We start from the raw sequence: 11,937 nt of genomic DNA on the forward strand, positions 1-11,937 counted from the left end.
TGTATCGTGCGAAAGGATAGAGCATGGGAGAAAATGTGATTGAACGCTTGGTCAGAATTGAAACGCAGCTGGCCAGCGTATCAGATGGATATACAGACATAAAGCGCAAAATTGATCAGATGAGCACGGACTTGACAGAAGCATTGCAATCCACCAAATCGGCCCATCACAGGATCGATGAATTTAAGCGGGATGTGTGCTGGACAATCGGTGTAAGTACAACCAGCGTGGGAATATTTGCAAGCATTTTGACGTGGGCGCTTGGGAGGTGATCGGATGAAGATCACGACGGATATGATTGTAGGAACTGGTCTTGTCGCCGCGCTTCTTGCCGCCATCTTCCTTGGGGGTAGCACGGAGCTTCAGACGACTCTTGGTAGCGGCCTGATTGGATATCTTGGCCGGACGGCGATTGATCACGGAGGAGGTGGTACGCATGGATAACCGCATACCCGCGCTCCAGTATGCGCTCTTCGCTGACGCGTTCTGGAGGTTTTCGTCACTGGCAAAGCAGTATCATTTCTACGATGAGGAGGTGGCGCGGATGGAACAGGCCCTGCTGGACATCGACCCCTTTCCGCGCCAGAGAAAGGAGAATACAGAATGAAAGTATTTATCAATCCGGGACATGACACGACATACGACAGCGGCGCGGTCAATCCGAATACGGGGCTGCGTGAGTGCGATGTGGCGGCAGAAGTCGGCGCACGGGTTGCGGCTTATCTTGAAGCCGCCGGATGCGAGTGCCAGATCATGCAGAGTGACAATCTTGCGCCGACGCCGGCAGGACGTAGCGAGTATGCAGATCGGCAGGGACCGACGGTCACGGAGACGGCCAATGAGTGGGGTGCTGACATCTTTGTATCCATCCATTGTAACGCCGCAAATACGGCGGCACAGGGTACGGAGGTTGAGTGTTTCGGCGGCGGTGCGGGCGAGCAGCTTGCGCAGTGCATCCAGTCGCAGATTGTCGGCAGTCTCGGCACGACGGATCGCGGCGTGAAGTATATGTCGAAGCTGCTTGTACTCCGGTATACCGATATGCCTGCGGTACTTATCGAGATGGCTTTTATCGACAATGACGATGATGCGGCGCTGCTTGCGGACAAGCAGGATGATTTCGCGCGGGCCATTGCGCGTGGAATTACAGATTATGAGTGTATTCAATAGCGATAGGATGGAATATTTTTTACCAGATTTGCGGAATATTTTCCGCGGGTAAAGTAAAAGTGATAGGAAGAATTTATTATGAGCAAATGGGTAGACATTCGCGATACGGCAGTAGATGCTTTGGGGCTTGATGAGGTAGGAAAGACGATGAAAGGAAATTTGAATCATTGGCTTATGTCTGAGGGGATGGATGTGATTTCTGTAGCCGCCGATAAAGTGATTGACCAGTGCAAGAAGGATGCGCCGAATGAAAAAGGGTGGTGCAAAGTGCGTGATGCTTTTGTGCTGCCGCTGGCGATTCAGGGCGGGCTGACCGTCTTAAAAGTAGTCCTTGAGAAAGCGGCGGCAGAGCAGTAAGTATTATTTTTTTCTGATTACGCGAGGGTATTTGCCCTCGCTATTTTTTTTATAAAAATATATAGATACCTCTTGACAAGTTGTACTGATAGCAGTACAATATAATCAGAAAGAGAAAAGATAGATAGTCCACTCGGTGGCAAGGAGGCAAATCAAAATGAAATTGATTAAAGAAGGGAAACGCCGTTTCCATGTTGTTTCTCATCACTATGTTCTGTACGGAAACCTCGGAAATGAGTATTCATATATTCATTTCCGAGGACAAGCACGGGTTTACATTTTGTGTTGACAACTTTCCAACTGCCGATATTATGCGACTCGTACGCGGGAAAGTGTCATGGACACAGTTCTGGGCGATAGTGGAATTCCATTATCGTCAGCAGGAGGAAGAAGCCCGCAGATGGCGGGAAGAGAATAGTATTTACAGCGAAAACTATATGTAAAGAAAAAGCCAAAAGATGAATTAATTCAGCCGAATTACAATTTGGCTTTTTTATAACATAAAGTAGCGGATGAAGGAGGATTAAAATAATGCAGGAAAGCAGGAGGCGGGCCAATGAAAAATGGCTGAAAGCGAATTACGAACAAATATCTTTTCGTGCGCCGAAGGGCACGAAAGCGAAAATAAAGGAAGCAGCCGCCGCCAATGATATGAGCATGGCGGCCTATCTTCAGGCCGCATACAAAGAAAAGCAGCTAAAGAAACAGAAGGAATAGATTAGAATACAGGGCGAGGTTCAGCCCTGTATTTTGTCTTTCCAGTGTAGACCCTACATACCCTTGTGGCGCGCTATTTATTGGCGTTCGGTACATACAAATTACATACATACTGCATACAAAGATATAGACAATCCGCGTCATTACTACGTTCTGTCTAATATATAATTTACATAGATTTAAATCTCAGCTATCTGACAAGCAATATTCTGGCCTATCTGCTGAATTGTTTTTTGATTTTTCATGCCCGGCCGGTTTTTCATGGCTATTTTCGCTTTATGATGTCGTATATTCCCAATTTTCTTTTGGAAAACGGCATTGTTGTCATTACCTATAATATGCTGGCGTGTGCTCCGCTGATCAGTTTTCTGGTAGCGGCGTTTCTGTCGATGCCGATTACCTTTCTGCTGGTCCGCTTCTGGGCCTTTCACCAGCGCTCAAAGTAAAAGGAGGATCGTTCTATGAAATCCTGTCTGTTTTATGCTTTGCTTTCTGCAGTCAGTGCGGCCCTGGTTTCTATTTTTTTTAGCAAGATCGGCTGTCTTGACAATAAAAGCTGCTGATGCTATGATAAATATTGATCGGACGAATAATTAAATAAAAGTGGATCAGGTGTCTATGACTTAATAGGGAATCCGGTAAAAGCCGGAGCGGTCCCGCCACTGTAACAGCGAGTCCGGCTGCACGATGTCACTGGAGAGAGGGTAAGCTTTCTTTGGGAAGACGCAGCAGGGCGATGAACTGGAGCCAGGAGAACTGCCTGATTGACGGTCACCGTTTGACCTGCGAGCGATGGGAAGGGGATCACGATACCATTCATAGAGATTCTGGCATACCAGAACAGAAGAACTGAATGATTTTTCGCGAGCCCTTTCCTTTGCGGAAGGGCTTTTTTATTGCCTGATTCCGGGAAATGTCAAAAGATTTTCTGTCACAGCATCACAGCCGTGACAGGAGAATTGCTCATACATTTCATTCAGTTCTATCTGCTGCGGAAATGCCGCAGCGGCTCCAGGCTTAGTCCGGAGCCTTCTTTTTTCGATACCTGTTCCGTGAGGAGCAGTTCTCATATTTCCCGCTTTTTAAAGAGAAGCGGGCGATATACTGCATATTATGAAGGGATGAACAACTTCATGGTGCAGAAGATATGCTTTGAGGGAGGAATTTTTTATGAAGAAAAGTTGGAAAAACATGCTGGTTGCCAGTTTGGTCTGTTCTGCGGTGTTGGGGATCTCGCAGCCTTGTACGGAAGCGGCGTATCAGCTGAATCCGGAAGTGAAAAATGCAACGATGGCACTTAAGTCGGCGTCACAGATCGGTGTGTTGAAATATGAAAATCCTGCGCTCAAAGATCAGGCCGATAAAGATGCCATTGTGGTCATGACGTTCGGGACAACGTTTAAGGACACGCGCGTCAAAACGATTGATGCGACGGTTCAGGCCATTCAGCAGCAGCATCCGGGTACGAAAGTGGTAACGGCATATACCTCTCATATCATCATTGACCGGGTTTTGAAAAAAGAAGGGATCAAATTCCCGACACCGGAGGAAGCGCTGGATCAGCTGAAGGCGGATGGATACAGCCGCGTTGCTCTGGTGTCGCTTGACGTCATTCCCGGCATGGAATACGATTACGATAAAGGCGTCTATGAAAATTATAAGGAAAAGTTCAAAAAAATGACGCTCGGAACCTCGCTCATGTACTGGCAGGGACAGGAAGGACAGGCCGATGATGTATCGGAGACGATTCAGGCATTGTCCAGCCAGTTCCCAAGGCAGGGCAAGGAAGATGCGATTCTGATCATGGCACATGGTACCCCGCAGGTATCTAACGCCTATTATTCGGTCATCCAGGCAAAAATCGATGAAATGGGATACAAAAATGTATTCGTCTATACGGTAGAGGGCTGGCCGTCTTTGGAAACCGTCCTGCCGAAGCTCAAAAAGAATGGTGTGAAGCATGTTACGCTAATGCCGATTATGATGGTAGCCGGCGATCATGCGAATAATGATATGGCTGGCAGCGATAAGGACTCTCATAAATCCATTTTGGAAGCTGCTGGATTCAAAGTAGATGCTTATATTCATGGCATCGGCGAAAATCCACAGATTCGCAGCCTGTATGTCAAGCGGGCAGAGGACGCCTGGAATGCACTGGAAAGCAATTCGTAATTCGTTTGCTGGTATAGAGCAAAATCAGGCTCCCGCTTGATCTTGTCCGGACTCCGGTACGTTTTTCTTTGATGGGAAACGTACCGTTTTTTTCTTTCTGGTTTTTCTTTTCAAAGGTTTGGTATGATTTACGTATCAAAAGAATGGAAACGGAACCATAAAAGGTGCCAGAAAGAGGCTGCACTCTTTGCTGATAAAGAGTAAGTTTGCTATAATGGCCATAGAGCAGGAGCAGCAGATCAGAATGGTAGTTATCGCTTCCAGTCGGTTTGGATGCTATGTTTCGGGAAAGGGAGGTATCTGCCTTATGCGCAGTTATGGGAAAAAAGCGATGCTCGCCGGAATCTTTTTTATGGCGCTGAACGCATCCGTATCAGCGGCATCGGTGACCGTGACCGGCCAGGGCGGGTCGGAACGAAGCGCGCTTCATCAGGCCATGCGGCAGGCGATTGAGCAGCAGGTCGGTGTTATGGTAGACAGCCGCAGCTATGTGCAGAATTACCGCCTGATTCAGGATCGGATTTATTCGCAAGCAGATGGTTATATTCGAAGCTATGAAGTGCTTGCGTCGGACAACAAGAATGGCATTTATACCGTGACGATACGGGCAGATGTTCAGGACCAGAAGATTCAGGCTGCACTTGGTACCTATGCACAGAAGAAAGCGGTGGTCGGTGCCAATATGCAGGATCCGCGCATTGGCATTGTTGCCGCTGACCCGGAAGGAGCTCGCTATGCAGATCTGGAAAATCTCGTGATGAAGGGGCTTTCTGAGCAGGGATTTACGAGGCTGGTTGATGTGGATCAGCTGGATGCGGCCGGAAGCCGGCGTTTGGCATCGGCCGTGTTTTCCGGAGATGCTGCGCTGCAGAAATCGCTGGCAAGCCGGTTCCCGGTCGATTATCTTGTGATCGTTCATGTAAATAAAGCTGTCGGCAGTATGGCGGACTATGTGGATATACCCGGATTTGAAAAGTTGAAACGTGCGGACGTAACACTGTCCGTGCGAATGTTTAACGTCAATACCGGGGAAGTGTTGTACGCCGGAGTGTTTACCGGCAGGTCGCAGCGTCGCGGTCCCCATGCTCTTCAGGAGGCGATCTCACAAGCATCAGAGGAAATTCCTGATGCAGTAGGAAAAGCGGCATTGGGCAAGGCCGCGAATCCGGAGCAGCATCTGCAGCTCATCGTTACCAGCAATCAGCTGGGCAGCATCCATGAAGCGACGGCGTATTTGCAGGAACTGGCCGGTGTAAGCAATGTATATGTCCGCGATGCGAGCTTCGGCAATATGACCATCGATTTGGATTTCCTCGGCACAGCGCATGATTTTGCGGTACTGCTGGAGAATCAGCACATCAAGGTCTTAGAGATGGGCTCCGAGTATGTAAAAATTTAAGCAAAAAAGAAATTTTTAGTGCCAAGGAAAAATACTTGACAGGTTATGCAGGCTTCGGTATAATAGCAGTGTCAAGGACAAAGCCTTGGCACTTACTTTTGGGAAAAACAGGTGATGACATCGTGGAGCAGCTGTTGTATTTGTCGGCTTTGTTTGATCTCTATGGAGCGCTTTTGACAGAAAAACAGCAGGAGTGCCTGCGCATGCATCTGTTTGATGACTTTTCTTTATCGGAAATTGGCGAGTCGCTGGGGATTTCCCGGCAGGCTGTCTATGACAACATTCATCGCTCCGAAAAGGCCATGGAATCCTATGAAGAGAAGCTGGGGCTTGTGCGCCGTTATCAGGCGGAACGTCAGGCGCTGGCTGATATTTGCGAATCCATCAGAGGACTGAAGCAGCCAGGCAATGAGGCCGCTGTCGATGCAGTCCTTGATCGGCTGTCTGGTTACTTAGGCAGCGGTCAGGAGGTATCTAAGTGATTTTTGAAAGTTTATCCGACCGCCTGCAGGCGACATTCAAGAAGCTACGCGGTCATGGCAAGTTGACAGAGAAGGATGTCAATGAGGCCATGCGTGAAGTGCGCATGGCTCTTCTAGAAGCCGATGTCAATTTCAGAGTGGTCAAACAATTTATCCAGACCGTTAAAGAACGGGCGATCGGACAAAATGTGCTGGATACATTGACGCCGGCACAGGTTGTCATTAAAATTGTGGATGAAGAGCTCACGAACCTCATGGGAGGAACGCAGAGCCGCATCAATATGAGTCCGAATCCGCCGACAGTTATTATGATGGTCGGACTTCAGGGCGCCGGCAAGACCACCTCGGCCGGCAAGCTTGGACTGGCGCTCAAGAAGCAGGGGAAGCGTCCTCTCCTGGTTGCCTGCGATATTTATCGACCTGCTGCTGTCAAGCAGCTGCAGGTTGTCGGCGCACAGCTGGAGCTGCCTGTCTTTTCGATGGATGCAGGAACAGATGCGGTGACGATTGCCAGATCTTCCATTGCGTATTCACAGTCTCATGCGAATGATGTGGTCATCATCGATACGGCCGGCCGGCTTCAGATTGATGAAAAACTGATGCAGGAACTTCGCGATATTAAAGCGGAGGTACGCCCGCACGAGATCCTGCTGGTCGTTGATGCAATGACTGGTCAGGAAGCGGTGAACGTAGCGCAGAGCTTCCATGAGAGCCTCGGTCTGGACGGCGTGGTTATGACGAAGCTCGACGGCGATGCCCGCGGAGGCGCAGCGCTTTCGGTCAAGGCGGTTACGAATGTTCCAATCAAGTTCGTCGGCATGGGAGAAAAACTGGAGGCGCTCCAGCCTTTCCATCCGGACCGCATGGCATCCCGCATTCTGGGCATGGGCGATGTCCTTTCTCTCGTAGAGAAGGCGCAGCAGACCTTTGATCTGGAAGAAGCAAAAAAAATGGAAAAGAAGCTCCGCAGAGAGGAGTTTACCCTTGATGATTTTCTGAGTCAGATGCAGCAGGTAAAGAAGCTCGGTTCTTTGGAAAACATTCTGGGCATGATTCCCGGCATGGGCGGGCTGAAAAAGCAGCTGGAAGGGCAGGATATTGACCTTGACGGCAAGGAAATGCGTCAGATTGAGGCCATCATCAAATCAATGACGCCGCAGGAACGCGCCGATATCGGCATCATCAACGGCAGTCGCCGCAAGCGGATTGCGCTTGGCTCCGGCACACGCGTTCAGGATGTAAATAAGCTTTTGAAGCAGTTTGGCGAAATGAGAAAGATGATGAAGAAGATGAAAAAAATGCAGAAGGGCAAGAAGGGATTTCCGGGACTCGGTGCTTTGGGCGGTCTTGGCGGCTTCCCCAAGATGCCGTTTATGCATTAAATTTCATATGATTTCTCTGTGAAAGGTGGTGAATTTTCAATGGCAGTAAAGATTCGTTTGAACCGTATGGGTGCAAAAAAGAATCCGTTCTATCGTATCGTTGTCGCTGACTCCCGCGCTCCGCGTGATGGTCGTTTCATCGAAATTCTCGGTAACTATGATCCGTCTCAGACCCCGGCTCTTGTTAATGTCGATGAGGACAAGGTTCTGGATTGGATGAACAAAGGTGCTCAGCCGACCGATACCGTAAAGAATCTCCTCAGCAAACAGGGCATTATGGCCAAGTTTGCTGACGCAAAAGCTAAGAAGTGATTGGGAGGCTCAACATGAAACAACTTGTTGAAGTTATCGCCAAATCCTTAGTGGATCATCCGGAAGCCGTCCAGGTGGATGAAAAGCAGGAGAATCAGCAGACCGTGCTGGAACTTCATGTAGCTGAGGATGATATGGGGAAGGTCATCGGGCGTCAGGGACGCATCGCCAAGGCGATGCGAACCGTGGTCAAAGCCGCGGCCACCCGGGAGAACACAAAAGTTACGGTTGAGATTATTTAAGGAAACAGCGGCAGGTTCCATGCGTTGTATGGATTTGCCGCTGTTTCTGTGCAGAAAAGAAATGGAAAAGAGGAACGGTCATGGACATGGTATCACTGAAAATGCCGGTAACGATCAAGGCAAAGCTGACGGAAAAACTGAAGGAAAGAATCCTCAGTGATCTGGAAGAAGGAATCAAACGCGCCGAGCTGGAGGTACAGCAGCTCAATATTCAGGAAAAGCGCGTGATGCAGGAAAATCAGCCGGAAGATGAGGAGAATCCGACGCCAGATGAGATCCAGCGCTTGCAGGCCATTCAGGCTCATTTTGGAGAGGAACGACAGAAGCGCCTGCAGTATCGGGCTGAAGCGATGGCCAGAAAAGAAGAGACGGAAAAGCTGGTCCTTGGTGCAGAGATCGTGCAGGGAACGCTGGAGCGCCAGGTAGATGTTCATGTCGGTGACAATATGCGGGAACTCATGAATGTGGAGGTTCTGGTGGAAGATGACAAGATTATCGCCATCCGGGGCTGAGAAGAATCGCATTACCATCGGTAAGGTTGGTGCGCCTCATGGCATTCATGGCGAGGTGCGCATTATTCCGCTGACGGATTTTGCCGACCGCTTTTCCTCTATGACGGAAGTCATGGTTGGTGAGGAATTGCTGCATATTGAAAGTTGCAAATATCATAAGCAGTTCGTCCTGATGAAGTTCCGGGAATATCCGGTTCGGGAAGATGCGATGCATCTGACCGGCCGACTGCTGACTGTTGACCGCAGTGAAGCTGCCCCTTTGGCTGAAGGAGAATACTATACCTTTGATATCATCGGATTGTCTGTATACGACAAGGCAGGGATAAAACTCGGTGTCGTAGAACATGTTTTGCGGACAGGCAGCAATGATGTTTATCAGGTCCGGTGTGCAGACGGCAGGGAGCTGCTGATTCCGGCGCTGAAATCCGTCGTACGGGAAATCAGTCTGGAAAAGGGAAGTATGGTGGTCAGCATGCCGGAGGAAATATCCGATGCGCATTGATATGGTGACGCTCTTTCCGAATATGTTTTCCGGGCCATTTGGAGACAGCATCATCAAGCGGGCCGTGGATCGCGGCCTGCTTGATATCCATTATACGAACTTTCGGGATTATACAGAGGATAAACACCATCATGTGGATGATACGCCGTTCGGCGGCGGCTCAGGCATGGTGCTTATGCCTGAACCCCTGTACAAGGCGGTTCGGGATGTCCTTTCGAAGACCGAAGCGCTGGCAGCAAAACGCCGTGTCATCATAATGGACCCGTCCGGACCGGTTTTTAATCAGGCCAAAGCGCGGGAACTGGCGGCGTATGAACAGCTGGTGTTTATCTGCGGTCATTATGAGGGCTTTGATGCCCGGATTTATCCTCTCGCCGATGAGGCGATATCGCTGGGCGATTTTGTTCTGACGGGGGGGGAACTTCCGGCCATGGTGATCACAGACGCAGTAGCCCGTATGATCCCCGGAGTCCTTGGCTCCGTCGATTCGGCACCGACGGATTCTTTTTATGATGGCTTGCTTGAACATCCGCAGTATACGCGGCCTCGTGATTTTGAAGGGATGGAGGTGCCAGAGGTCCTTCTTTCCGGAAATCATGCCAAGATCAGGGAATGGCGGCGCCGGCAGTCTCTTCTGGTCACGAAAAAATACCGGCCGGATCTGTTGGAGCATGCCGAGCTCACGGAAGAAGAGATCGATTATCTCAAGCAGCATGGCCGGAAAACCGAAGACCATAGGGCTGATTCGTAGAAAGCTCTGTATACAGGGGACTATCTCAGGCAGTAATAGGGACATGTGTCCTGTTACTGCTTTTTTTCTTTTGTTATAATGGGATTATAACAATAATAGTCGGTTTTTTATTAAAGGGAATTGATGAAATCGGAGGGGAGACTGGACATGAACTGGTTGAGTAACATGAAGGTCACGGGAAAAATTCTTTGCCTCATCATTATGGCGGGATTGTCTCTGGCCGCAGTCGGCTGGAATGCGACATCATATCTGCGGGATCTGCAGGGAGACATGAATCGCATGTATACACAGAAGATGCAGGCGGTACAGCTTCTGGGAGAGTGTTCTGTAACGGTACGTGCCATGCAGGCGAGAATCCTTGAGAATGTCAGCCTGACCGACAAAAAGCAGCTGGAGAAGAATAAACGGGATATCCAGGCTTATATGGATCATTATGAAAAAACATGGAATACCTACGAGGCTTTAGGTAATGAAGCCAGTGGAGCTGCTGATGTGAAGAATCACTGGGATGCGTTCAAGGCTTCGATGAACCAGATGATGGATCTTTCTCTCGCGGGCAAGCAGCAGGAGGCCGGTGCTCTTTATGGCAGCAAGGCCATAAAAGAAATCATCGCCTGGGATGAAAGCATGGTTCCTCTGCGTAAGGCGGTCAATGATGACGCGGAACGGATTAATGAACAGAATCAGTCGAAGGTCGGACATGCGGTGGTCAGCATGAGTGTCATTACGCTGGTTGCGATGATGCTTATGTGTTTGTTCGGCTGGATGCTCAGCAAGGCAATCCGGACACCGCTTCAGCAGATGATTATGGCTTGCGAACGCCTTCGCGATGGTGATTTCCGTGATGTGCCCCGTGAGCTGCGCCGTGCCGATGAATTTGGGCATATGGCGGATATTATTGATGCGATGAAGCAGCAGCTCCATAAGCTGATGATGAAGACGAGTGAATCGGCTGAGCGCATTGCTTCTGCGTCCGAGGAACTGACGGCCAGCAGCCAGCAGTCTGCGCAGGCATCGCAGTCGGTAGCGCAGTCCGTAACGCAGGCGTCCGGAGCAGTATCCAGTCAGCAGCAGGGCATTGATGACAGCAGCGAAGCAGTTGGCAAGGTATCGCATTCGGTAGATGAACTGCGGACAGAAGCCGCACATGTTGCGGACCGGGCAAAAGCGGCGTTTGATCAGGCCGTGGCCGGCAGCAAGGCCATTCAGCAGTCTGTGGATCAGATTCGCAGCGTTGAGACGACGGTCGGGGAATCTGCCGCGATTGTTGACAAACTGGGTGAGCGTTCTCAGGAAATCGGGCAGATCGTTGAGACGATTTCCGGCATTGCCGAGCAGACGAATCTATTGGCGCTCAATGCCGCTATTGAGGCAGCACGGGCAGGGGAACAAGGCCGCGGCTTTTCTGTTGTGGCAGATGAGGTTCGCAAGCTGGCCGAGCAGTCGCAGGATGCGGCCCAGCAGATTTCCGCGCTGATTGTCGGCATTCAGTCCGATACGTCTGATGCGGTGGCATCAATGAAGACGGGCAGTACAGCCGTTGCATCTGGCGCACAGTCCGTGGCGGATCTGCGCTCGACGTTTGATCAGATTCGCGATTTTGTCGATGAAGTATCCGGTCAGGTGGACAATATGGCGAAGGCGATTCAGGAGGTTGCTGAAGAAACCGCAACGATTACAGAACACATTCGTGATATTGATGCGCAGGGGATGAAGGTATCCGATGAAATGCAGAATGTATCGGCTGTTTCGGAAGAACAGTCCGCATCGGCATCGGAGATTGCTTCTGCCAGTGATTCCCTTTCCGGGTTGGCACAGGAACTGCAGGGCTCTTTGAAAAAATTCCAATTCTGATTTTGGACGGGACGGCTGACCAGCTACGGTCAGCCGTTTTTGCATTTTATGCCTTCTGTGTTACAATAGACAAGATAATGAATGC

At 49.9% G+C, this 11,937-nt stretch carries 17 protein-coding genes and 1 riboswitch; all 17 genes read left to right on the plus strand.

What is annotated here, in order from left to right; all coding sequences use genetic code 11:
- Nucleotides 1-23 precede the first annotated feature (23 nt).
- The 17 genes from FYJ78_RS03360 (at nt 24) to FYJ78_RS03435 (ending at nt 11,852) form a co-directional block, all read left to right on the plus strand.
- Nucleotides 24-272: a hypothetical protein gene (locus FYJ78_RS03360; RefSeq protein WP_154620010.1), complete on the plus strand. Its 249-nt coding sequence runs from the start codon at nt 24-26 to the stop codon at nt 270-272.
- A gap of 4 nt (nt 273-276) precedes the next feature.
- Nucleotides 277-444 carry a hypothetical protein gene (locus FYJ78_RS12720; protein WP_195847842.1) on the plus strand — a complete coding sequence of 56 codons (168 nt, stop codon included), beginning with the start codon at nt 277-279 and terminating at the stop codon, nt 442-444.
- Nucleotides 437-607 (plus strand): hypothetical protein, encoded by a 171-nt coding sequence (locus tag FYJ78_RS03365; RefSeq protein ID WP_154620011.1) that lies wholly within the window; start codon nt 437-439, stop codon nt 605-607. Before FYJ78_RS12720 ends, FYJ78_RS03365 begins: the two co-directional genes overlap by 8 nt.
- On the plus strand, nt 604-1,170 hold the full coding sequence (locus FYJ78_RS03370) for an N-acetylmuramoyl-L-alanine amidase family protein (protein ID WP_154620012.1): 567 nt from the start codon (nt 604-606) through the stop codon (nt 1,168-1,170). Before FYJ78_RS03365 ends, FYJ78_RS03370 begins: the two co-directional genes overlap by 4 nt.
- Nucleotides 1,171-1,248: 78 nt before the next feature.
- On the plus strand, nt 1,249-1,527 hold the full coding sequence (locus FYJ78_RS03375; protein WP_154620013.1) for a hypothetical protein: 279 nt from the start codon (nt 1,249-1,251) through the stop codon (nt 1,525-1,527).
- A 531-nt stretch (nt 1,528-2,058) separates the two neighbouring features.
- Nucleotides 2,059-2,244 carry a hypothetical protein gene (locus tag FYJ78_RS03380; protein WP_154620014.1) on the plus strand — a complete coding sequence of 62 codons (186 nt, stop codon included), beginning with the start codon at nt 2,059-2,061 and terminating at the stop codon, nt 2,242-2,244.
- A 194-nt stretch (nt 2,245-2,438) separates the two neighbouring features.
- Complete coding sequence (locus FYJ78_RS03385; protein WP_154620015.1) at nt 2,439-2,690, plus strand: GtrA family protein; 252 nt, start codon at nt 2,439-2,441, stop codon at nt 2,688-2,690.
- A 147-nt stretch (nt 2,691-2,837) separates the two neighbouring features.
- A riboswitch (cobalamin riboswitch) is annotated at nt 2,838-3,022 on the plus strand.
- A 392-nt stretch (nt 3,023-3,414) separates the two neighbouring features.
- Nucleotides 3,415-4,416 carry a sirohydrochlorin cobaltochelatase gene (locus FYJ78_RS03390; protein WP_154620016.1) on the plus strand — a complete coding sequence of 334 codons (1,002 nt, stop codon included), beginning with the start codon at nt 3,415-3,417 and terminating at the stop codon, nt 4,414-4,416.
- A gap of 307 nt (nt 4,417-4,723) precedes the next feature.
- Nucleotides 4,724-5,815: a flagellar assembly protein T N-terminal domain-containing protein gene (locus FYJ78_RS03395; RefSeq protein WP_154620017.1), complete on the plus strand. Its 1,092-nt coding sequence runs from the start codon at nt 4,724-4,726 to the stop codon at nt 5,813-5,815.
- A gap of 98 nt (nt 5,816-5,913) precedes the next feature.
- Nucleotides 5,914-6,297 carry a YlxM family DNA-binding protein gene (ylxM, locus tag FYJ78_RS03400; protein ID WP_154620018.1) on the plus strand — a complete coding sequence of 128 codons (384 nt, stop codon included), beginning with the start codon at nt 5,914-5,916 and terminating at the stop codon, nt 6,295-6,297.
- On the plus strand, nt 6,294-7,679 hold the full coding sequence (gene ffh, locus FYJ78_RS03405; RefSeq protein ID WP_328597624.1) for a signal recognition particle protein: 1,386 nt from the start codon (nt 6,294-6,296) through the stop codon (nt 7,677-7,679). Before ylxM ends, ffh begins: the two co-directional genes overlap by 4 nt.
- Nucleotides 7,680-7,718: 39 nt before the next feature.
- Entirely contained in the window at nt 7,719-7,991 is a 273-nt protein-coding gene (rpsP, locus tag FYJ78_RS03410; RefSeq protein WP_154620019.1) for a 30S ribosomal protein S16, read from the plus strand.
- A 14-nt stretch (nt 7,992-8,005) separates the two neighbouring features.
- The gene (locus tag FYJ78_RS03415; RefSeq protein WP_154620020.1) at nt 8,006-8,233 is read left to right on the plus strand and encodes a KH domain-containing protein; all 228 of its coding nucleotides are present in this window, start codon (nt 8,006-8,008) and stop codon (nt 8,231-8,233) included.
- An 80-nt stretch (nt 8,234-8,313) separates the two neighbouring features.
- Nucleotides 8,314-8,745, plus strand: a complete 432-nt coding sequence (locus tag FYJ78_RS03420) for a YlqD family protein (RefSeq protein WP_154620021.1) — start codon at nt 8,314-8,316, stop codon at nt 8,743-8,745.
- On the plus strand, nt 8,717-9,247 hold the full coding sequence (rimM, locus tag FYJ78_RS03425) for a ribosome maturation factor RimM (RefSeq protein ID WP_154620022.1): 531 nt from the start codon (nt 8,717-8,719) through the stop codon (nt 9,245-9,247). Before FYJ78_RS03420 ends, rimM begins: the two co-directional genes overlap by 29 nt.
- Nucleotides 9,237-9,998, plus strand: coding sequence for a tRNA (guanosine(37)-N1)-methyltransferase TrmD (trmD, locus tag FYJ78_RS03430; RefSeq protein ID WP_154620023.1), 762 nt, complete (start codon nt 9,237-9,239; stop codon nt 9,996-9,998). Before rimM ends, trmD begins: the two co-directional genes overlap by 11 nt.
- A gap of 147 nt (nt 9,999-10,145) precedes the next feature.
- On the plus strand, nt 10,146-11,852 hold the full coding sequence (locus FYJ78_RS03435; RefSeq protein ID WP_195847843.1) for a methyl-accepting chemotaxis protein: 1,707 nt from the start codon (nt 10,146-10,148) through the stop codon (nt 11,850-11,852).
- Nucleotides 11,853-11,937 lie beyond the last annotated feature (85 nt).

Origin of the sequence: Wylensekiella montiformis (assembly GCF_009697385.1) — a bacterium.
Taxonomy (GTDB): Bacteria; Bacillota; Negativicutes; order Selenomonadales; family Selenomonadaceae; genus Selenomonas_A; species Selenomonas_A montiformis.